General features: G+C 53.9%; 18 protein-coding genes and 1 pseudogene. 5 read left to right on the top strand and 14 right to left on the bottom strand.

Annotated elements, in window-relative coordinates; all coding sequences use genetic code 11:
* Positions 1-111: 111 nt before the first annotated feature.
* A complete protein-coding gene (cysQ, locus tag HXX25_RS00185; RefSeq protein ID WP_187166416.1) occupies positions 112-906 on the top strand; it encodes a 3'(2'),5'-bisphosphate nucleotidase CysQ in 795 nt (264 codons plus the stop codon).
* A 20-nt stretch (positions 907-926) separates the two neighbouring features.
* On the opposite strand, the gene cysN is transcribed toward cysQ, so the two are convergent.
* The 12 genes and pseudogenes from cysN to HXX25_RS00125 all read right to left on the bottom strand — a co-directional run bounded on the left by cysN (position 927) and on the right by HXX25_RS00125 (position 14340).
* Positions 927-2825: a sulfate adenylyltransferase subunit CysN gene (cysN, locus tag HXX25_RS00180; RefSeq protein ID WP_187166415.1), complete on the bottom strand. Its 1899-nt coding sequence runs from the start codon at positions 2823-2825 to the stop codon at positions 927-929.
* Positions 2825-3730, bottom strand: coding sequence for a sulfate adenylyltransferase subunit CysD (gene cysD, locus HXX25_RS00175; protein ID WP_187167699.1), 906 nt, complete (start codon positions 3728-3730; stop codon positions 2825-2827). The genes cysN and cysD overlap by 1 nt, the downstream gene beginning before the upstream one ends.
* A 237-nt stretch (positions 3731-3967) precedes the next feature.
* Positions 3968-4183, bottom strand: a pseudogene (locus HXX25_RS00170) (transposase); the annotation flags it as partial.
* A 191-nt stretch (positions 4184-4374) separates the two neighbouring features.
* The gene (locus HXX25_RS00165; RefSeq protein ID WP_187166414.1) at positions 4375-6396 is read right to left on the bottom strand and encodes a glycosyltransferase family A protein; all 2022 of its coding nucleotides are present in this window, start codon (positions 6394-6396) and stop codon (positions 4375-4377) included.
* Complete coding sequence (locus HXX25_RS00160; RefSeq protein WP_187166413.1) at positions 6393-7187, bottom strand: phosphoadenylyl-sulfate reductase; 795 nt, start codon at positions 7185-7187, stop codon at positions 6393-6395. Before HXX25_RS00160 ends, HXX25_RS00165 begins: the two co-directional genes overlap by 4 nt.
* A 45-nt stretch (positions 7188-7232) precedes the next feature.
* On the bottom strand, positions 7233-8384 hold the full coding sequence (locus HXX25_RS00155; RefSeq protein ID WP_187166412.1) for an NAD-dependent epimerase/dehydratase family protein: 1152 nt from the start codon (positions 8382-8384) through the stop codon (positions 7233-7235).
* Between the two features lie 59 nt (positions 8385-8443).
* On the bottom strand, positions 8444-9421 hold the full coding sequence (locus tag HXX25_RS00150; protein ID WP_187166411.1) for a polysaccharide biosynthesis protein: 978 nt from the start codon (positions 9419-9421) through the stop codon (positions 8444-8446).
* A gap of 172 nt (positions 9422-9593) precedes the next feature.
* A complete protein-coding gene (locus HXX25_RS00145) occupies positions 9594-10817 on the bottom strand; it encodes a glycosyltransferase (RefSeq protein ID WP_187166410.1) in 1224 nt (407 codons plus the stop codon).
* On the bottom strand, positions 10814-11140 hold the full coding sequence (locus HXX25_RS00140) for a hypothetical protein (protein ID WP_187166409.1): 327 nt from the start codon (positions 11138-11140) through the stop codon (positions 10814-10816). Before HXX25_RS00140 ends, HXX25_RS00145 begins: the two co-directional genes overlap by 4 nt.
* A 67-nt stretch (positions 11141-11207) precedes the next feature.
* Positions 11208-12242 (bottom strand): glycosyltransferase family 2 protein, encoded by a 1035-nt coding sequence (locus HXX25_RS00135; protein WP_187166408.1) that lies wholly within the window; start codon positions 12240-12242, stop codon positions 11208-11210.
* Entirely contained in the window at positions 12239-13213 is a 975-nt protein-coding gene (locus HXX25_RS00130; RefSeq protein WP_187166407.1) for a GDP-mannose 4,6-dehydratase, read from the bottom strand. Before HXX25_RS00130 ends, HXX25_RS00135 begins: the two co-directional genes overlap by 4 nt.
* Before the next feature lie 14 nt (positions 13214-13227).
* Positions 13228-14340, bottom strand: a complete 1113-nt coding sequence (locus HXX25_RS00125) for a glycosyltransferase family 4 protein (protein WP_187166406.1) — start codon at positions 14338-14340, stop codon at positions 13228-13230.
* On the opposite strand from HXX25_RS00125, the gene HXX25_RS00120 reads away from it, so the two are divergent.
* The 4 genes from HXX25_RS00120 (at position 14339) to HXX25_RS00105 (ending at position 17819) form a co-directional block, all read left to right on the top strand.
* A complete protein-coding gene (locus HXX25_RS00120) occupies positions 14339-15109 on the top strand; it encodes an ABC transporter permease (protein ID WP_187166405.1) in 771 nt (256 codons plus the stop codon). The genes HXX25_RS00125 and HXX25_RS00120 overlap by 2 nt on opposite strands.
* 11 nt (positions 15110-15120) lie before the next feature.
* Complete coding sequence (locus HXX25_RS00115; protein ID WP_187166404.1) at positions 15121-15873, top strand: ABC transporter ATP-binding protein; 753 nt, start codon at positions 15121-15123, stop codon at positions 15871-15873.
* 90 nt (positions 15874-15963) lie between these two features.
* Positions 15964-16161: a hypothetical protein gene (locus HXX25_RS00110; protein ID WP_187166403.1), complete on the top strand. Its 198-nt coding sequence runs from the start codon at positions 15964-15966 to the stop codon at positions 16159-16161.
* A gap of 44 nt (positions 16162-16205) precedes the next feature.
* Positions 16206-17819, top strand: a complete 1614-nt coding sequence (locus HXX25_RS00105) for a glycosyltransferase (RefSeq protein ID WP_187166402.1) — start codon at positions 16206-16208, stop codon at positions 17817-17819.
* Here the strand turns inward: HXX25_RS00105 and HXX25_RS00100 are convergent.
* A complete protein-coding gene (locus HXX25_RS00100; RefSeq protein WP_187166401.1) occupies positions 17811-18407 on the bottom strand; it encodes an acyltransferase in 597 nt (198 codons plus the stop codon). The two genes, HXX25_RS00105 and HXX25_RS00100, sit on opposite strands and share 9 nt — an antisense overlap.
* 87 nt (positions 18408-18494) lie before the next feature.
* Entirely contained in the window at positions 18495-21104 is a 2610-nt protein-coding gene (locus tag HXX25_RS00095) for an acyltransferase family protein (protein WP_187166400.1), read from the bottom strand.
* Positions 21105-21385: the final 281 nt, after the last annotated feature.

The raw sequence follows: 21385 nt of genomic DNA, 5'->3' as shown, positions 1-21385 counted from the left end.
CAGCTGGGGGAAAGCTGGGGGTTAGGTCAAAAGCTGGGGGTCACGTCACTCCAGCTCAAATTCTTGCTTTTTTTTACAATAGAATTTAGAGATTTCTGGGGAAATTTATTTATGGATCAACCTTCGAACTCAATCGCTCGCACCTTGGCGCTTATATGCACCAAAGCTGCAAAGCCTGCTATGGAGGTTTATGGCGAGGACTTTACGCCCGGCCAAAAAGCAGACCGTTCCCCTGTTACCGAAGCCGACAGACGCGCCGAGATGGTCATCCTTGAGATGTTGAATCGGCTGTTTCCTGGAGTTCCGGTGATGGCCGAAGAACAAATGTCTAATGGCATTGGCTGTAACACCAGTGGGGACTTCTTCCTGGTCGATCCAATCGACGGAACAAAGGAATTCATAAAAAAAAATGGTGAGTTCACTATCAATATAGGTCTCATCCATGAAAGAAAACCGGTGGCAGGTTGTGTATATGCGCCGGCGCTAGGCCGTATTTATCTGGGCGGAGAAAGCGCCTTTGCTGCGGACTTGCCACCGGGAGCGCCTTTTGATCCATCAGTACTTACACCTATCGCCACGCGCGCGCCGCCGACTATGGGTCTGACAGCGGTTATGAGTCGGTCCCACTTCGATCCGGAGACGCAAGATTTTGTTGATACGCATAATATCATTGAAAAAATTAGCGTAGGATCATCGTTAAAATTCTGTTGGCTCGCGGAAGGCCGAGCTGATGTATATCCGCGCTTTGCGCCCACGATGGAATGGGACACCGCCGCCGGCCATGCCGTACTAAATGCAGCGGGTGGCTGTTTGGCGACACCGGAGGGCGGAAACTTTCTCTATGCAAAGGAGGAGTCCCGCTATCTCAACGGCCACTTCGTCGGCTGGGCTCGCCGCCCCGGCTAATAAGGTACGCGGTTTTTACATCAGCCAAGAAGGCCGCGCTTGACCAGTTCGCCAACCACTTGATCAGCGGCCTGTTCAGGGGTGATTTCATCGGTCTTAACCGTAATTTCCGCGCGCAGCGGCGTCTCGTAGGGACTGTCGATGCCCGTGAAATTTCTCAGCTCGCCCTTGCGCGCCTTTTCATAAAGCCCTTTCGGGTCACGCTGGGCACACACATCGAGCGGCGCATCCACAAATACCTCGATGAATTCGCTCTCGCCCACCAGCTCACGAACCATGCGGCGCTCGGAGCGGAAGGGGGAGATGAAGCTGCAGGTAACGATAATGCCCGCATCCACAAACAGACTCGCCACCTCACCAATCCGGCGAATATTTTCCACCCGATCAGCATCCTTGAAGCCCAGATCCTTGTTCAAACCAAAGCGAATATTGTCGCCGTCTAGCGAATAGGTATGCACCCCGGACGCCGCGAGCTTGGCTTCCACCAAGTTGGCCACTGTAGACTTGCCCGCACCGGATAAGCCGGTAAACCAGATGATGGCCGGCTTCTGGGCTTTCATCTCTGCGCGGTGCTGCTTGGTTACGTCCATGACGTGGCGATGAATGTCGGACGACTCGCGAAGCGATCCCTGGATCATGCCCGCACCCACTGTCTGGTTGGTGTAGCGGTCAATAATCACGAAGGAACCAGTTTCACGCAGCGCGTCATAGGGATCAAAAGCAATTGGACGGGCCGTGTTAAAATGGCAAACACCGATTTCATTGAGATCCAGCGACGAGCCGGACTCGGTTTTATAGGTATGGATGTCGACTTTGTGTTGGAGCTTGGTTACGGTCGCCGGTGAGATCTGAGCTCCCGCCTTGATGATATAGGAGCGCCCCTGAAGCAACGGCTCTTCGGACATCCACAGAACTTCGGCGGAAAACTGATTATCCAACGCTGGCCTAGCCTTAGCGTCTACCAGCATGTCACCGCGGGCAATGTCGATTTCGCGATCAAGGAGCACGGTCACCGCATCTCCGGCCACGGCTGTTTTCAGATCTTCGTCGGCAGTGACCAGACGGGAAACCAAGCCGGACTTGCCAGAGTGCGCAACAACGACTTCATCACCTACCGAGACCTCGCCCGCCGCAATCGTGCCGGAAAAGCCTCGGAAATCCAGGTTGGGGCGGTTGACCCACTGGACCGGCATGCGGAAAGGGAAGTCGGTTTCGCCCTCGGTCGCCGCATCTACGCTTTCCAAATGCTCTAGAAGCGTCGGACCGGAATACCAACGAGTATTATCAGAGCGCGAGAAAATGTTGTCGCCATGCCGCGCGGAAATCGGAATGGTGGTTAGCGTGTTGAACTCGAGGCCCCGGGTGTCGCTCATGTATTCGCGCGCAATCTCGGCAAAGCGCCGTTCGTCATACTCGGCGAGGTCCATTTTGTTTATGGCTAATACGATGTGACGTATGCCCATCATTTTGGCGATATAAGTGTGGCGGCGCGTTTGTGGAAGTATACCCTTACGCGCATCAATCAGGATGATGGCCAGGTCTGCGGTCGAAGCGCCAGTCGCCATATTGCGGGTGAATTGTTCGTGGCCCGGCGTATCGGCGACGATGAATTTGCGCTTTTCAGTGTTGAAGAAGCGATAAGCCACATCAATTGTGATGCCCTGCTCGCGTTCGGCTTCCAAGCCATCGAGCAATAACGCAAAATCTATTCCCTCGCCGGCGGTGCCGTACTTCTTCGACTCGTTTTCCAGGATCCGGATCTGGTCTTCGAACAAGAGCTTGGAATCAAAAAGCAGGCGACCTATTAGTGTCGATTTGCCGTCGTCCACCGAGCCACAGGTGATAAAGCGCAGAACGCCGCGGTCACCGGCTCGCGTGAGCCGGGCGATCATTTCGGCACGGGTTTCCGTTTTAGCCATTAGAAGTAACCTTCACGCTTTTTCTTCTCCATCGATCCGGCCTCATCAAAATCAATCAATCGGCCAGCCCGTTCTGACGACCGAGCGCCTAGCATTTCTAGGACAATGTCTTCGAGCGTCTCTGCGTCGCTATCGACGGCCCCTGTCAGCGGGTAGCAGCCCAGAGTACGGAAGCGGACTTTGCGCATTTCCGACTTTTCACCGTCAGCCAGAGGCATCCGATCATCATCCACCATGATGATGGTGCCATCCACTTCTACGCACGGACGGTAGTCGGCAAAATAGAGCGGCACAATCGGAATGCTCTCTTCTAGGATGTATTGCCAAATGTCGACTTCGGTCCAGTTCGATAACGGGAAAACGCGGATGCTCTCTCCGGGACGAATGCGGGTATTGAAGGTGCGCCACAGCTCAGGACGTTGATTGCGCGGATCCCATCCATGATTCTGGTCGCGAAAGGAGAAAATTCGCTCCTTCGCACGACTCTTCTCTTCATCGCGCCTGCCGCCGCCGAATGCAGCGTCATACTTGCCACCGTTGAGGGCTTGCAAAAGGCCGTCGGTTCGCATCACCTGAGTGTGAAGTGCGGATCCGTGAATGAAGGGATTGATCTCCAGCCCGCGCCCTTCTTCGTTAACATGAACAATCATCCTCAAGTCGAGCTTTTTAGCCAGCTCGTCACGAAACCTACCCATCTCTTTAAATTCCCACAGGGAGTCGATGTGCAAGAAAGGAAATGGTGGGCGGGATGGCCAGAACGCTTTCATCGCGAGGTGGAGCATCACGGTGGAGTCTTTACCGATCGAATAAAGCATTACTGGATTTTCAAACTCGGCAGCCACTTCCCGCATTATATGAACGGCATCTGCCTCCAACATCTTGAGATGAGGCGATAGCGGGCGCATTCGCTTCGGTCGCTCGTCGAACCGTGCAGCATATCGTGCAATGTCGCTTGTTGTGTTATTCATAACGTGATCCTTGCCGGAATAGACGTCCAGAAATTTTGTACTAAACGGGCTTGATGCGAATTGCAAAACCCCATTTTCTAGTCTGCTCTGCCCCCTAAGAATTGGATCGTTTGAAGTTGGAGTTTTCCGCTAGATTTCCCTGGGCTGGGAGAGGAGTGTTGACCCAGCCCCCTGATCCGGGCCGATCCGTTTCAGCCGGGAATTCTCATCTTCCAGCTCCTTAAGCCGCCGCATCTCGGACGGCATCAGACCGCCATAGCGTTTTTTCCAGTTAACAAATGTCGCCTGACTGATACCCGCCTTCCGGCAAATCTCGGCACCCGGAATCCCAGCCTCACCCTGCTTGATAATGAACGCCTTCTGCGCGTCCGTGAACTTCGATGCTCGCATCCCTCTGTCTCCGCCCAGCCAGGTTCCAGACTACCGGAAACTCTAAACTGAAACGATCCAGTTTCCTGGGTGCAGAGCATCCGAAACGCAAGCACGCCAGAAACGGGATGCTGTCGCCCGTCGAGTTCAAACGGCAGCAGAAAACAACTGCCGAGGGCGTCTAGAAAACTAGGGGCCATTCAATGTGCCTATCACCGCGCTGAATTAAAAAATACCCGACGAATGAGCTCACCCACTAGACCACGGCGGAGAATGCGGCGTGCGAATTTGTTCTGTCTCAAAACCACCCGTAATCCATGATGTAGGAACACTTGGAAAGGAGATAGGCGCAGTGACGGGCGGTCTGGCACATGGCGCATAGAAAGCTGTGCTGCCTGCATGAAGGCAAGGCGTTCGAAAAGGCCATCTTGACGGAAATGGCCTGAACGATCCGTCATCGGGTAAACATTGGTAAGATTAGCGAAAGCGCCGATGCTCCTACGCCGGTGATTTTTCTCTATTCTGTCGGCATGGACGCGGTATTCGTAGAGAGGGCGAGTGATCATGCGGTAATCGATTTCCGCGCGCGCAAGCGCTGAAAGAACTGCATAATCCTCTTTACCCACTCCAAAAGTCTCCGGAAAACCGTTTATCCTTTCGAACGTACGACGCTCAATTGCGAATCCTGTATCGCCAACATGGTTCTGAAATAGACTCGACAATCCAGCGGGGCCGAAAAACGGAACAACTCTATGCGCTTGAGTTCCCTCAAATGAATCAAGAAATGAGAATACAGCTGCGCACCGAGTCTCGGCCTGGGTCCTCCGGATTGTGGCAATCGCGTCTGGTTTCAATCGGTTATCATCATCTAGGAAAAATATCCAGTCTGCGGACGACTCAGCGACGCCGTAGTTGCGAGCATGTCCGGGATAGAAATTCTCGGTACGAAAATAACGAAGTGGACAAGCTGCGAAGGCCTCGCAAATCTGGGCGTTCTCTCTCGCGTTGAGCGTCGAACTGCCATCATCAATGACGATAACTTCGTCCGGCTTCATGTCACTTTCCGCAACGGACGCCAGCGCTTCCATAAGCATTTTTGATCGATCATGAGTGGCGATCACGATAGCTATACGCTTCATTTTCGCGACGAGTACGGCGCGCGCCTTGCCTGCAGGCTTCGCAGCTGGGCCCGCCCAAGTCGTTTGAATGCTTGGATCATCAACCAATGGGGCGAGTTTAGAAGCGTAACTAGGTGCAAATTTGATTCCTGCGACCTTTGGACCAGGATCAATAATCGAAGGGCCAAGGCCGCCAATAACCGGAAAACCGCGTGAAGCGAGTGATGCAGCGATTGGCTCAAGCGCGCGCATCTCGCGCAAAGAAAGTATTTGTGCGGACTCAGCCTCGCAAAGCATTGATAGCGATTGAATGTCGGCGCAGCGCACCGAGACGGGATCGATGCCGATAGAATTCAGATTTCGTTTTAGATTGCGCATGTCAAATGGGGTTGTAAATGGCGTTTCAGCGATGATTACGCGTCGAGGCGCAGCTTCAGACAAAATTTCACAGGTGAGACGGATGTCGAGCAGGCCCTGATGCGGCACTAGTAAAATGGTCCCGTTTGCATCGCGGGCTACAGATGATATCTGCACTGCGGCTGCAACAGAGCGATTTAGCAATTTTTTTAGGGTTTCCGCGAGCAGCGGGTCAGGCGCTCTCACGGTCGCTGCGAGACGCATAGTCCGCATCTCCAAATCACACCTAAGTAAATCTTTAGGGCTCTCGGGAAATCGCCGAGCCTCAAGCTGCTCACACAATCCCGAAGTCCCGGCCAGAACGTCTATCGAAGGGCCCTCACCGCATGAGTAAGCCTCTGCAGCGAACACTCCCGCCCCTCCGGGGCCTGCCACGTAAAACTTGTCAGGTGGATTGCTCTGAGCCGCTAAAAGAAGAGACAATGCGAATTCCGCAAGATGGAGCGCCGGAGCTTCTGGGTGAAAACCCTTTGGCACAACAAGAATCCTCTGGCAGACAGACAATCCAAAAAAGGCGAATGCGCTACGCACCGGCTGAATGTTTGCACCCGGCGGTGTCCAAATTTCCAGCGATTCAGAATGTTTTTCTTCTGAAAGTGTAAGTGCAAAGCTTGCAAAGTCACTAAGAGTGAGATCCGCTGGATCTAGGGCAAACGCGGAATAAGGTGGACGGGGATATCCGGAAGTATAGGCCGTCACTCGGTGGATTGCTCAGATTTATCCAAACGCGCTAAACGAGGGTGGATGCCGCATTCTGTTCTATCGGCTCCGCCCCAGCGTCCAGCTCGCGAACTGTTAGTACTGTCGCTTACCCGTTCTGTGCACGGCGCGCAACCAATCGACAGGAAGCCTTGCTCGACCAGGGGGTGACGCGGCAGGTCCAAGGCGGTGAAAGCCTCATCAATCGCCTCATCGCTCCAATCAAACAGAGGACTGATTTTCAGACGCCCCTCTTCAAGGTCGACCAGTGGGATGTTCGCGCGAACGCCGCCATGCGCCCTGCGCAATCCGCTCAACACCACATCGAAATTCTTCAGGGCCGCTTGCAAGGGCAAGACCTTGCGCAGATGACAGCACCGATCGGGATTGGTGAAAAACAGAGTTTTATCGGGGTCTTCAGTTTCCACGGCAGGATCGGGATGCAATTCGTTGAGATTGTCGCTCATCCGCAGCCGCTCAAGCAGCTTGCGCTTATAGACCAGGGTGTCGCCGAACAGATGATCGGTGTTCAAAAACGTCACTGGTACATCAGGTATGGCGCGCGAACACATCTCCAATAGGACGGCAGATTGAGCCCCAAAAGAAGACAATATGGTCACACGACCCGGGCTGAGCGAACGGGCCAGCTTGAGAAATTCTAGCCGGTCCATGGTCTCACCGGCCTTTTGCAAGGGTGCAAGCAGGGATGGGGCATCGAACTGATCTGACGCCTGCAGCGCGCTGAGCGCGTCAGCAGCCTCTGCAGGAGCTGTGAAGCTGATCATCATCATTCTCTGCCCGCTCGGACCTGCGAGCCCCCCTCTACTGGGTCTTACTTAACCATTCCATTTGACGCGTGGCAAGATTTTGCTCTCATCAATCCGGTCTTTGTGTGACATAATGGTTTCAAGCATGCGCACCAGAACATCTTCTGTCATGAAGTTGGGCTTCAGACCCAGTTCAAGCAGGCCGGTGCTTTTAGCGTTGTAATAGTGATCTTCCAATTCCTTGCGTGGGTTTGGAATGGACTTGACCTTCACGTCCAGGCCAACGCGCTTGCCCGCCGCATGAACCCGATCGGCCAATTCATTGACCGAGAATTGCTCGGTGAACTGGTTGAAGATGCGAAGCTCACCTTTGTCGGCGGCATTGTTGGAGGCCAGGTCGACGCAGTTCAGCGTGTCTTTCAGGTTCAGATAGCCGCGGGTCTGTCCGCCCTTGCCATAAACCGTCAAAGGCACGCCGGCGATGGCTTGTACCAGGAAGCGGTTCACAACCGTGCCGAAGATATCGTCATAGTGGAAGTTCGGCATCAGGCACTCATTGGCCTCTGCCTCGGCAGTTTCCAGACCGTAAACCGGACCCTGCATCAGATCGGTCACGCGCAGGCCATACAGGCGCACATAGAACCATAACAGGTCGGTATCGAGCACTTTAGTAGTATGATAGAGGCTGCCCGCCTGACGAGGATAGAGGAATTTCTGTGAGCGACCCTTGTGCTCCACATCAATCCAGCCTTCTTCGATATCGATATTGGGCGTTCCGTATTCACCCATGGTGCCGAGCTTGACCAGGTGGGCATCGGGGCAGTGGTTGAGCATGCCCCAGATCACGTTGAAAGTGACGCCCAGATTGTTTTTCATCGTCATCTCAGCCTCATCAAGGCCGCGCATGGAATAAGGCGCTGAAGGCTGCTCTGCATAGTGAACAACCACATCAGGCTTGTGCTTGGCAAACAGATTGTCACACCAGCGCAGATCGGCCAAATCGCCAATCTCAACATCGATGGACTTGCCGTGCTCAGCTTTGAACAGCTTGGCCCGGTCATCGAGGTTTGGTGTCTCGAACAATGGCTCGGATGAAGTCTGTTGAGCGATCAGGCGCCGCAGATAGTTATCAACAGCGATAACCTCATGACCTTGCGCCGCGAAATGCATCGCTGTTGGCCAACCCAGATAGCCATCGGCCCCAAGAATTAGAATACGCATCGAATTTGCCCCGTAATTTCGTTTCAGCTTTGCCGATATGGCTTTGATTTGGTGTGTGATTAAGTGATCAAGCCCGCTTCACGCACGAGGGCTAAGGAGGCCTCGTTATCAAGCTTTGCCCGCTTGGAACTGTCATAGACTTCAGTCGAAGGCTCCCCGCGCTCCTTGTAAGTCGTGAAATCAAAGTCTTCATAGATGACTTTGAAGCCCGGCAGCACAACGATGAAATCGTCGATTTCATAAGAGCGATTGACCTCTTCACTCGTGGTCAGCTCTTCAAACAGTTTTTCACCCGGACGCAGGCCAATGACATGGATGTCTACCTCTTTGCGGTCAAACCCGTCTTGCTTGGCGTAGTAATCCACCAGAGCTTCGGCAAAGTCCTTGATACAGACAACCGGCATCTTGGTGACGAAGACTTCGCCGCCGACCATCAGAGCCAAAGAGTTCAGCACCAGACGCACGGACTCATCGAGTGTCATCATGAAGCGGGTCATGTCAGGATGAGTGAGGGTAATGGGTTGGCGTTTCTTGATCTGGTCGCGGAAGATCGGGAAAACAGACCCGCGTGAACCGATCACATTGCCAAACCGTGTCGAAGCGAATTTCGTGCGGTTATTGGAGCTGTCGAGATTGGCGGCCGTGATCAGGCGCTCACCCATCAGCTTGGACGTCCCCATGACATTGGTCGGGTTCACCGCCTTGTCGGAGGATGTGAACAGAACTTTTTTCACATTGGCGCGACGGGCCGCATCGATCACTGATTGGGTGCCGGTGATGTTATTGCGAACAGCAGAGACGGGAGATTGCTCACACAAGGGCACATGCTTGAAAGCCGCTGCATGGATGACGTAATCGACACCGATCAAACGACGATAAAGGTGAGAGGTGTCACTGATATCCAGAAGGAAGGACACCAGACGGTTGTCCTTGGCATAATCAGTGCCTAGGAAGAAAAGTTCACTTTCATTGTTATCAATCGCGATGACGCGCTCGACGTCATATTTCAGCAATTGATCGACCAGGGCGCGACCCACGGTGCCAACGGCTCCAGTCACACAGACTGTACGGCCTTTGAAAAATTCTTTGTGCGTCACGGCCCCTTACTCCCAAACTGAAAAGTCGTGCTTGGCTACTGCAAAGCGGTATGACAGTCCAGTGCTGGTTTGGAGTGTCAGAGAATTGTTACCAGTTGGCACTTTTCACATGTCAGCCGCCGGCCTCTACCGGAGAGTAAGCGTCCACGGGAAAACTCAGCTCCCTGAGCATTTGAAGGTGAGAGGCGAGGAGGTCTGTCAGGCTCGTGATCAGGGGGGCTTTCAAAGAGCACTCAGAATTTTGTGCAAAGGCGGTTTCAATCAGAGTCAGCCAGTTTTTCTCAAACCGGAGACGCGTGAGGTGAGCGCGGGCAAACCGTGTCGCCGCACGTGAGAGTGAGTCCAACTCAGCTGTGTCCGTTGCCAAAGCCTTTAAGTCCGTAGCCAGAGCATCGGGGCTCATCGTGCGCACCAGCCGCCCTGCCTTCGAGCGTTGAAGGATTTGACGGGTTCCCTCACAGTCCTGAAATCCGATAACGGGTACGCCATTGGAAAATGCTTCCACAATGACATTCGGCAGGCCCTCTTCTTTTGACGGCAGGCACAATAAGCGGGCCTGATCAAACAGGGCGGGCAGATCCTCAACTTCGGCTTCCATATAGATGGCTTCACCGCCCGGCTGTCCCTGTAGCGCGTTTAGCGCGTCAGGCTGGGCGTTGTGACCATGAAATTGCAACATCCATCCCTTTTTCCACAGCCCAGATTGCAGGAAAGCTTCAGCTGCCATGAGCCCGTTCTTGTTTGGGTTCTTCAAAGCCCCCAGAGCAAGGATGCGCTTGGGACGGCTTTGCATGTCGGGCGTGCTACGCAGCACAGGCTCCAGCCCATTAAAGAAGGCGTGCGCATACGGCCTCAAAGGTTTGATCAGGGATTTCAGGTAGTCAGGCTGGGTCAGTCGGATGCCATGACAGTGAGCCAGCAGGCTTTGCCTCAGCCAAAAGGCCTGCTTTAGGGTGAAGCCCTGTAAATGCCGGTGATGGCGCTCCCAGATGAGGCGGACCATGCGCAGGGGGTTTGTGCATTCCTGCATGATCAAGGGTGCCCCAAGCCAGCGGGCTATCAGATGGCACTCGGCATGTAATCCACCCATGACAAAGGCAATCAGGCCATCAAATTGGCCCTTGTATGGCTGCCAGTTCTCAGCGTCCTCAAAGGCCACGGGCTGAATGTGTACAGTCTCAGACAGTATATAGGGAGGAGCCGAAGTGTCTGCGGGTTGGCAGAACACGGTGACTTCATGGTCCTCCTTGGCAAGCAGGCAGGCCAGCCGGGCCGCGACTTTTTCTGCTCCCCCCTGCGCATGGAGGAAGTCGGGAATGGCAAGCGCCAGCTTCACGTCTCTATGCTTTTGAACATGTCGCTCAGCTGATTGGCGATATGCTCTCTCAGCTCCGCCTGTGTGGTTTCAAGCTGGCGTCCCAGCTGCTGGTTTCGCGCCTCGCTCTGTTTCAGAGCGCGGGTGAGTTCCTGGCCTGCCTTACGCTGCTTGTCAAAACGCAAGGCGAGATCGTCATAGCGTATGCGCAGATTGGACAGTCGCTCTTCCAAGTCTTCGCTCACTGCCAGACGGGCTTCAAGATATGAGATCTGCTCTTCAGCCTCCTGAAGGGACTGAAGCAGCTCGGCCTTGGTGGCCTTTATCTTAGATGCCGATGCCATGGACACAGCTTATCACCTTGTCATGCTGAGCGATAAGCCAAAATGACCGCAGGGCTCTTTCCGGCAGTTAACCCGAAAAGCTCTCTGAGAAGCGGATCATGTCACAGGGGGCATTGAAGGACTTGGCCATCTTACGGAACTCATGATTGGGGATGGAGAGGATTTTACGACCCAGATCCCAATTGCGCTGCTTCATCGCCTGTGCGAGAGGCGCAATCTGGCCTTTGTTTTTTTGGTGATAGAAGGAGAAAATCGTCTCCTCACCCATGCGATCCAGAAGCCCGGCAAGGCTCTCAAGGTCTTCCCGATTATTGTCTTCCAGCTTCCAACGCATGAAGAAGCCGAACGCGCCCTGAAGCAGCGCATAATCCTTGATCGGAGCAAATTCCTGCCAGCCCTGTTCCTGATAGTGGCTGTCCAGATTGTTGAAGAGCTCAAACAGGCCTTTCCAGCGTCCGGGGGAACGCGTGCGTGACCAGCTGTCTTCAAAGGCCTGATAGGTGGCAACCGGAACGGCCAGCTGGGTAAAGCTGAAACCGGAGAACATCATGCGCAGCCACAGCTCGATATCCTGCATGTAGAGCCCTTCGGTGAAGGGCCAGTCCTGCAAGAAGTCACGGCGATAGACCTTATTGCAGGAAGAAAAATGCGTGCAGTAGTGCAGAGCGAGATCTTGCTCATTGCGGAAATTGATCTCCGCCTCGTCGCGCATGAAGGCCCGATCGACCGCGACACCATTGGGACCAGAGCGTTCAAAACACCCTCCCGTGACCTCATTGCCGCCAAGCTGAGCCTCTTCAAGGATCATGTGCAGACCCTCGGCTTTCACCAGATCATCAGCATCATGGAAGAAGACATGCTCTGACTGAGCCGCTCTGAAGCCGGTATTGCGCGCGCCGCTCAGTCCACGGTTTTCCTGATGGATCAGGTTTACGCGGGGATCATCGACCAGCTCGCCCATCGCTTCCACAGATTTGTCGGTAGACCCGTCATTGACCACGATCACTTCGCAATCAGGACCAAATTCCAGGGCTGATTCCAGGCAGGCATGGATGTGGGGCTCTTTGTTGAAGAGCGGAATAATGATGCTGAGCTGAGTCATGCCTGAACCACCGGATGGCTTTTCAGCCAGGTATAGGTGGTGCGCAGACCGTCCTTGAACTCGGTCGCGTCATTCCAGCCCAAAGTATTACGCACATGGCTTGTGTCAGCGAAATTCTTCTCGATATCCGCTGTGCGTCCGGGCTTGAACTCGATTCGGGCCGGACGACCGCTTTCTTCCTGATGAATTTCACACAGGGTTTCTGCTAGCTGAAGAATGGTGGTCTCGCGGCCCGGAGCCAGCTGATAAAGTTCACGATGACCAGGCGTATTGGACGCCATGCCCATGATCAGAGCCCGGCACAAATCTCCGACATAGATAAAGTCGCGTGTCTGCTCGCCCGTGCCTTCAACGAAGACGACATCATTTTGCAGCAGCGCCCGGCTCATTGCGGCGACCACGGAGGATTTCTTGTGGCTGCCAGGCCCATAAACATTGCCGAAACGGAAGACGGTGGAACCCAGACCGTAGGAATTGGCAAAGGCCGAGCAATAGCCTTCAATCGCCAGCTTGCTGGCTCCGTAAGGGGAAAGCGGGCGACATACAGACTTCTCAGTGACCGGGACTTCGGCATTGCCCAAGGGGGCGTTACTGGAAGCAACCACCACACCGGCTTTGTGCTTTACCGCGTAATTGAGCGCATTAAACGTACCGACAATATTAGCTTGAAGGTCCTGAAGCGGATTATCCAGAGAGGGCCCAACCCCGGTATTTCCAGCCAGATGGTAAATCTCAGTTACCGGACGCAAATCATCCGGCAGCGGATTGGCGATATCGTGATTGATCCAGTCGACACGCGCCGCCAGAGCTTCACCGGCCTCGCTGTTAAGATCCTCCAGGCTACCAACCAGCTCGTTATCAATGACCAGGAAGCGGCTGTCATAGCCTTCTGCATCCAGTGTCTTGATCAACTGGATCCCGATATATCCCAGCCCGCCCGTGATACATACTGCGCGTGTTGCCTGTGTCATGCCAATCCTGCCCCTTAGTATTGATAGATGTCATGCAGGCGTTTGCGTACCGATGACGCAAGTCGTTCCTGGCTCATGACTTCATCCACATAGCGTTTCGCCGCGTGAGATAACGCAAGCTGCTTGTCCTTGTCACCCAGTAAGTTTTGTAAAACTTCAGAATAACGGTCAGCAGAATAGCTGACCTGGATAAAGGGTCGATATTTTTCGATTTTTGGCATCTCAATCTGGCGAGAGACAATGCTGGGCACGCCCACCGCCAAAGCCTCCAGAAGGGCTTGAGGCATGGCATCGGACTTAGACGGGAGCAAGAACACATCTGATTGACGCAGCTCGGACTCAATGGCGGCGCCGTCGAGATACTTCGTCCAGCGGAAATTTTTATAATCAGGCAGGGGGTGGGAAATCTGATGGTCCCCGATCCAGACAAAGTCCCACCCAGGGTGCTGGCGCGCCAGCTTAAAGATGAGGTCAGGTGATTTTTCCGCCGACATGCGTCCGATCGTGATTACCCGGGGCCGGGCATTGCCTGTTGGCGCCCAGCTTTGTTCCGGGATATGGATGCCGCGCGGGCCGACAAATATATTGCTCTTGAAGGGCAGGGTGAACTTTATCCGCTCAGCTTCGGCGTCCGACATGACCCAAATACCATCTGCTGCGGAGAGCATGCGCTGACGATTATACCACCAGAAAAGCCGGCTCTTCCAGTTGTCTGTGTTTGCATCCCGTCGCAGCCTGCGAACCGCAAAATCATTGCCGGAGACACGGAGCACAAAAGGCACTTTGAGTTTTCTGGCCAGCCTTTGCAAAACCCATCCGCAGGCGCGCTCTCCTCCCATCACATTGAACAGCCCATCAACGGGGTGATCTTCCAGCTCAGTAGACAGGGCGTTGAGTATTTGACTTAGATTTCCATAGCTGGCAGATACGCTAACAAGATTAATCTGCATCTGTTCGGCGCGGCGAAGAATGTCATCAGGGACATTTACCCCCAGCCAGATCACATTACCGGGGACTTGCTCGCGAATGTCTTGAAGTATTTTATCGAGAAGCACATCCCAGATTTTCACCGCGTGAACGGCAATTAGACAAGCGTATGTTTTCTCAGAATTCGAAAGATCAGACATGCTAGCTCAGGCTATCACTTTTTCTTGGAGAGTTTCCATTGAAGACCTGCGCCAGGAAATTTCCCGGTATAGCCTGTCGTTTGCGTGGTGGTTTATCGACCCCGTCGCGTACTGCGTTATTTTTTGGTTACTCCGTTCAGTTGTTCTCAGTCGGCTGGAAACCAATGCGGTTCCGTTTCTGCTTGTGGGTCTTTTGTGGTGGCGTTTGTTCTCTTCCATTGTGATGGAAGTTTCTCAAGCGACAAACAGGCATGCGCAGCTGGCACGCAGATTGAACGTTCCCCTCTTGAGCCTGTCAATAGCTCCCCTGATTTCCAATTCGCTCAAGTTCGCTATCTCTTTGATAATTATAATACCACTCTGGATTTACTTTTATGAAGTACCGATTGTTAATCTTCTGCATATGGCCATTCTGTTTATCACGACCTTGATGATGTCCTGGACCCTAGGGGCAGCCATCATGCTCCTGGCGCCGGTTTTTCCCGATGTGCGTCTGGTGATGACACATATCCTGCGCGCGATTTTCATGCTCTCAGGTATTTTCTATTCCATCGCTAATATCGAAATCGCCTATCGCAGCATTCTTGCGCTGATTCCGTCCACCGCGATCATTGATCATATTCGCCATACTCTGTTGGGAACGACCCTCTCTATTGAAGGGATCGGTCCCAGCATCTGGGTTCTGTTCCTGGCCTCTGCAGCGGTTATGATTATCGGCATGTTAGCTGTGCGCGCCTCGCAGCAACGATTGCTCAAGCTTTATCTGTAGGAGACAAGCGTATGATCCATGCAGAGGAAATGACGCTTTGCATGCCTACGGGTCGGGGGCTGCGCCGGGTTCTGGGTCCGCCGAGAACGATTCTCGATCGACTTTCCTTCCGCATTGCGGATGGGGAATGCGTTGGCGTTATCGGCCCTAACGGAAGTGGTAAATCTACGCTGTTGCGGGTCATCGCGGGCATTCTGCGCCCTGATGGCGGTAAGCTGGACAACGATGCCAGTGATGATGTTTCGATCCTGGCACCAGGAGCGGCCTTTGATGCACGCTCGACCGGACGTGAGAATTTGTTCCGCTCGGCTGTTTTTCAGGGAAAAACTTTCACTGAGGCGCGCAAGGTTCAGGACTCCATAATCGATTTTTCCGAGATTGGCGATTATATTGACGAACCGGTTGCGACGTACTCATCGGGGATGAAAGCCCGACTGGGCTTTGCCATGGCCATTCATCTACCGACCAAGGTGCTTTGCATTGATGAATCCCTGTCGGCCGGTGATATGCGCTTCCGGAAAAAGGCGGCGGATGCTATTGCCCGTCTTATCGGAGATGGCCGTACCGCGATTATTGTCTCCCACAATGAAAACACGATCTGTGATTTGTGCAATCGCGTCCTTGTCCTTAATCAGGGCCGTCTCGTCTATGAAGGTGAACCCAAGGAAGGTTTCCGGGTCTACAAGACACTGAAAGCCACAGCGCCGCGACTTAATCAGGCCAATCCGAATGTGGCTCTGCCCGGGCGCGAACAGACCTTTTAAAGAGTTTCGCTCTCGCAGCAAACTCGTGCTTGCATTCTGCACGTCCTCAGGCAATAAAACGCCAAATTCCACCCATGAATGGAGATAAAAATGGCTACCACACCTAAAACCCGTCAAGCTGCAAGCGGCATCAAAGGGCATTCTGATCAGGTAAATGCGATCCAGGAACAGCTGGAGAAAGCATCCCTTCGTGCTGAACTGGCTGAAGCCAAGCAGCGTCTGGCTGAAGCTCAGCTGGCCGAAATGAAAGCGCGCCAGGACCTGGAACTTGCCCGCAAGTCCATGTAATTGCCGATAAGCCCCGCCTTGCGGGTCAGGAGACGTAATCGCCGATGGCGAATATTGCCCTCTTCACGCTCGGCGATCCAACAAAGGAAGGCGGGGTCCAGATCTCGACGGCCAGGCTGGCAAATTTTCTTGCCGAGACTGGCCATCGGGTTACCTACTGGACGCATTTCAACATAGCCAAGGACGAGTTCGCCCAGGAACTCGATATTGATGTAGACGTCATCAATTATCGCTTGATAGATACACCGCCAGCCCGGCAGAAAATCCAGGACCTGGCTGACGAATACGCCATCAACATTGCGATCATAATTAATAGCTCGCAGGCCGCAGGACTGGTTGTCTCGGCGCTTAAGCCCATGGGTATTCCAACCGTTATTTCAGAACGTGGCGGTCCGGAAATAATCAAACGTCTGAACTGGCAAACGGATCGTCAGCGCGAGTTTGTTCATCGTCTCGCAACCCATTCTCACGTCTTGATGCCGAGCTATCGGAAAAGTTTCCCTGAGGCTGATCGCGAGAATATTACGGTGATCCCCAGTGCGGTTGAGTATGATCAGCAACCGCCACTGTTGAACAAGAAGCAGAAAGTGGTGCTTTATGTCGGGCGTTTTTCTGCGGAGAAGGGTGTGGATGTCCTGATCGAGGGGTTTTCCCGCTCCGGAATTCATAAACAGGGCTGGAAGCTGTATCTGGTTGGCCATGGCCCGGACGAGGCCAAGCTGGCAGCACAGGCAAAGACCCTGGACGGAACTGAGGCGATCCGCTTCATGGGGTCCAAAACGCCTGAGCAGGTCAATGAATATTATCGGCTCGTGCCCATCTTCGTGCTCCCGTCCTATAGTGAGGGGTGTCCATTGGCGCTGCGGGAAGCTTTGGGCTCAGGCTGCGCGTCTATTGGCTTTTCTGATTGCAGCGGCACGAATGAAATCATTATCGACAAGTTCAATGGCCGCTTGGTGGAGCCGGGTGAGGATCGTGCGGGCGCTCTTGCCGATACCCTTCAAGAAATAATCCAAGACCCCACACAGATCCGCTATATGCGGATCAACGGGCTGTCAGCGAAGAACCAGTACGATATCTCTGTTGTCCATGGCAAATGGTCTGAACTTATTGAAAAAGTGTTGGAAAAGCAGTCATCTGATAAACGCGAAAAGGGTGCACGCTGGCGCTTCCCTCTGTCGTATGCCTATTGGAAACGTACTCAGATTACCCGTGAGATGCTCAGCTTCTCAATTCGGGATCGCTTCAGGGCTCTGATGATGGGCCCATCCAAAGCTCTGCTCTATCGTAAGCTCTTCGGCACGGCGCTGTTTAGTTTCCGGGTGTATCGTGATCAGCATGAGGAATCCCGACGGGATTGTCTGCTGGATTTCATTCTCTCAGGTCGCCGCTACCAGGTGGAGCCCTGGCTGCGAGGTTTGCCTGGACTGGAAGGTCCGGTCACCGGGGCTGAAATGGGCGCGCTTATTGACCAGTATCGCAGCGATGAAGACCCTGAGAGCCTGATTGCCCTGCTTCCTCCGGGACGACGGGCCATGCTGAAAGAGGAACTGGCCTGGCTGGAAACGGGTCTGGACAAGCCGACTTGGTCGCTTCTGGTTTCATCCTTCATCGACCGGATGATCGGGCCGCGATGGGCCCGCCGCGCTCTACGCTGAGTCGGGATCTGGCCAGCTCAGTGCCTGGTTGTCTTCCTTCAGGTGATCGGGAAGTGGTTCGAACCGAGCGGGATTGCCCTTGGCGAGCATGTCCGGCGGGACATCTTTAACCACCACACTGCCCGCGGCGACAAAGCTGCCTTTGCCGATCATGATGCCCGGCAGGAGTACGCTGCCTGCACCTATGGTAACACCGTCTTCCAAGTGCGGACCTTCAGGGCGATAGCGATCGCGCTGTTTCAGCGGCAGGCGGTCATTGGTCATCATAACGCCGGGGCCGATGAAGACACGCGAGCCGATACGGGTATGAGACCCCAGCACACATTGAGAGGCGATCTTGACCCGGTTGCCAATCTCGATATGGCCCTCAAGCACACAGGACGTGCCGATGGAGACGTGCGCGCCCGCCTGCAGCGGTCCGCGCAAAGTTACATGATGACCGGTCTGGAAATGTGCTCCCAGATCCAGTCCGCAATAGAGCACGCTCCCAGCGCGCAAGTGTGCTTGCTCGCCCAGCCGGATGCCGCCTTCGAGAAGCTCGGTGGCCTCTTCCAGGCGCATGTCCTGATCAAGATAGAGGTACTGCATTGCAATCCCTTCGTGTTCTGGTGAGGCATCACACCATCCCACAGAGGTACAAGTTGAACAAATCTGGATGAGAATGCTTAGTCCGGTTCAACCTGACTGGCAGGCTTCATAAGGCGCAGGCTCGAACCGTCCCTCACTAAATACGCGCATATCAGACAGGACAGCTGCGGCATTGCCTCTTAGCCGTCCTGTTTGCTGAGGCGATCCATTTCCATCCGTGGCATTAAAGGCAAGGAGGATATGGTCTGTCTCTGGACGGGTATTGATGATAATGCGGTATTCATTCCAGCCTTCGCCATTCTGTGTGCTTGCGGGTGGTAAAACCTGAGCCGATGAATGGGCTTGTCTCACAATGCTGTTCACTCCCATGTGCGCGACCGAGGCATCCACAGAGACGAAGATATCATCTTCAGCATAGACCGTCTGGCCGTCCACACCGCTTTCCTGAGTAACACTTGCCGTTGCAAGCCAGACATTGGTCAGAATTTCGTACTCCGTGCCTGGGGTGATCGCGAAACACCGTTCAATCCGCCACCAGCCGCTGGACAATTCTCCTGACCGGAACTCATAAGTGCCAAAACCTTCAATGCGTCCCTGCGGGGTTTCGATCATTTGTGATGTGGGAGCAAGGAATTGATCCGGCTGAACCAGCTGCCAGCCTGTTTGAGAATCGAATTCTGTGAGTAGATCACGATGTGTGCCCTCAAACTCCTGTATCCGGGATACTTGGGCAGGGACAGACCGTAATTGGGTGAACTCGGACAATTGCCCAAGCAGCCGCGGGGCCACAAATCGAGAGCCCTCTTGAGAAAGGTGACCCATGTCAGAGTAGTATATTGTGCCATTTCTGAACTGGTAGCAGGCATCGTCAAAACAGGATAGACGGGTGATGTCGAGATAGTCAAAACCGGGAATGTCCTGAACACGCGCGCGTAAATGCTGGATGAGGGGGGTGTAGTTAATGTCATCAAATTCACGTCGGAAGTTTCTCTCACACGGCGTGCCTAAAATGCTGGGACGAGACAGACAATTCGCAATCGGAGACCTGCCATTGAAGGCCAGTTCACTGGACATGACCAAGACTTGCCCGGCATTAGAAAATTCCTGTGTCAAGGCGCTGATATAGGACTCTGCGAATTCTTCAGGGGTAAGGTCATGAGGTCGGCCATTGCGGTCAACAGCCGTGCGTGGATAGCCATCCCAATTCAGTGTGATGACCAAGGGCAGACCTGTGGCTCGCTGAGTTTCGGCTGCGAGTTCACGCGCCTGATCACAGCCGGTGAATGGATTGCCGGAAATTATGCGTGTGTAATCAAGGAGGAAAGAACAGCCGTCACGGAAAATCGCCAAAGCTGACATCTGCCTTTCTGCCAGAACTTCATCAAGTCCTGTGGCAAAATGTCGGGCGATACTATCCCCAACCAAGATGAATTGTGGTTCGTAGTCAGGATTGCCCAACCGGACGACGGCCCCTACCGGATATCCTACGCCCCCGTAATGGGATCTGTGATAATCCCCGGCATCGGCGAGGAAGACACGCTGCTCGTCATTCAGGCGCTGTGGCAGGCCCTGTGTGAGGGTGATCGCCAGAATGCAGGCAACAGGCAGCAGCGCCAGCGGGGATGTCAGGGCCAGATAGTGGGGCCCTTTGGCTTTAAAACCAAAGCGGAAAGGATTTTCCACCAACCGGTTCAGGGCCAGAGCCAGAGGTATGTTCAAGGTGGCCAGTCCTGCCAGAACCCAGGGACTGAACTCAGTGGCGAAATGATGGGTCACAATCACAAACAGCGGCCAGTGGACCAGATAGATTGAATAGGAAATCTTGCCGATGAAAATCATCACCGGATTATCGTAGAGTTTGCGTGCCTGACCCTTGTCAGTCATCAAGATCAGCACACCCGTTGCGATCATGACAGGAACGGTCAACAGGCCCGGGAAGGGGGAGTTGTCCGAGTAGGCAAACGCCAGATAAACCAGCAACACGCTCGCGCTGACAGTCGCCAGGGCATTTACCCATTCCGGAATACGGCTGACAAGCGCTCTGAGACTTTCCCATCGTAAGGCTATCAAGCCACCGAAGGCGATCTCGCCAATTCGGGCCGCGGTGTGGAAATAGGCCAGATTGCGATCGCCAGTGCGTGCCAGATACTCACCATAAGCCGTGCTGAGAACGACAATGATCACAAGGCTGATAAAGATGGCGCGGGTCTTGCCAAGCCGGAAAGCCAGCAGCAGAGCCAGAGGCGCGAGGATGTAGAACTGCTCCTCAATAGACAGCGACCAGTAATGGATGAAGGGATCGAGAGTGTCGGCTTCGGCGAAATAATCAGAGTCCTGTTGAATGTAGCGAAAGTTCGCAATCGATAAAATGCCGTAGACCGCGCTGACAGCAAACCGGATCAGGTCTTGCGGGGAGTAGATAAGAATGCCGAAAATCAGCACCAGGCTGGCGACCGTCAACAGGGCAGGAAACAGCCTGCGATAGCGCTTCATGTAGAAGCTGCGCATGGAGAAGTTGCCATTATTAAGCTGGCTATTGATGTGGCCGATGATCAGGAAGCCGGAGATGACGAAAAAGACGTCAACTCCGATGAAGCCTCCGCTCATATTCAAAAGGCCATAGTGGAACAGCACCACTAACCCGACGGCCAGTGTACGCAGTCCATCAATGTGCGCGAAATAGTTTTGCTTCTGCACGCAGACCCCCATGGCAATGGGCGCGTTTCTAGCCCTCAAAGCAGTTGCAATCAATGGGCTTCATGGGGACGGCAGGCGCTCGGCAGTTTAGGGCGAGTCTGGAATGCACTGATCAGAGCTAACCGGTAGGAATACACCCTCACTCTCCACTCGGAAATCTGAGACTAGAGCTGCGACATTGCCTCTGAGCAGTCCTGTGCGGTGCGCGTCCCTATTACCATCCGTGGCATTAAAGGCAAGGAGGATATGACTGGCTTGGGGGCCGGTATTCATATGCACGC

Source organism: Hyphobacterium sp. CCMP332, from assembly GCF_014323565.1.
Taxonomy (GTDB): domain Bacteria; phylum Pseudomonadota; class Alphaproteobacteria; order Caulobacterales; family Maricaulaceae; genus Hyphobacterium.
This window is presented reverse-complemented; position numbering and strand designations above follow the sequence as displayed.

Excerpts from the sequence above, each read along its gene's own strand:
- cysQ (WP_187166416.1), top strand. The coding sequence starts at position 112 with ATGGATCAACCTTCGAACTCAATCGCTCGCACCTTGGCGCTTATATGC.
- cysN (WP_187166415.1), bottom strand. The coding sequence starts at position 2,825 with ATGGCTAAAACGGAAACCCGTGCCGAAATGATCGCCCGGCTCACGCGA.
- cysD (WP_187167699.1), bottom strand. The coding sequence starts at position 3,730 with ATGCGCCCGCTATCGCCTCATCTCAAGATGTTGGAGGCAGATGCCGTT.
- HXX25_RS00160 (WP_187166413.1), bottom strand. The coding sequence starts at position 7,187 with ATGATGATGATCAGCTTCACAGCTCCTGCAGAGGCTGCTGACGCGCTC.
- HXX25_RS00155 (WP_187166412.1), bottom strand. The coding sequence starts at position 8,384 with ATGCGTATTCTAATTCTTGGGGCCGATGGCTATCTGGGTTGGCCAACA.
- HXX25_RS00140 (WP_187166409.1), bottom strand. The coding sequence starts at position 11,140 with ATGGCATCGGCATCTAAGATAAAGGCCACCAAGGCCGAGCTGCTTCAG.
- HXX25_RS00135 (WP_187166408.1), bottom strand. The coding sequence starts at position 12,242 with ATGACTCAGCTCAGCATCATTATTCCGCTCTTCAACAAAGAGCCCCAC.
- HXX25_RS00130 (WP_187166407.1), bottom strand. The coding sequence starts at position 13,213 with ATGACACAGGCAACACGCGCAGTATGTATCACGGGCGGGCTGGGATAT.
- HXX25_RS00120 (WP_187166405.1), top strand. The coding sequence starts at position 14,339 with ATGCTAGCTCAGGCTATCACTTTTTCTTGGAGAGTTTCCATTGAAGAC.
- HXX25_RS00125 (WP_187166406.1), bottom strand. The coding sequence starts at position 14,340 with ATGTCTGATCTTTCGAATTCTGAGAAAACATACGCTTGTCTAATTGCC.
- HXX25_RS00115 (WP_187166404.1), top strand. The coding sequence starts at position 15,121 with ATGATCCATGCAGAGGAAATGACGCTTTGCATGCCTACGGGTCGGGGG.
- HXX25_RS00110 (WP_187166403.1), top strand. The coding sequence starts at position 15,964 with ATGGCTACCACACCTAAAACCCGTCAAGCTGCAAGCGGCATCAAAGGG.
- HXX25_RS00105 (WP_187166402.1), top strand. The coding sequence starts at position 16,206 with ATGGCGAATATTGCCCTCTTCACGCTCGGCGATCCAACAAAGGAAGGC.
- HXX25_RS00100 (WP_187166401.1), bottom strand. The coding sequence starts at position 18,407 with ATGCAGTACCTCTATCTTGATCAGGACATGCGCCTGGAAGAGGCCACC.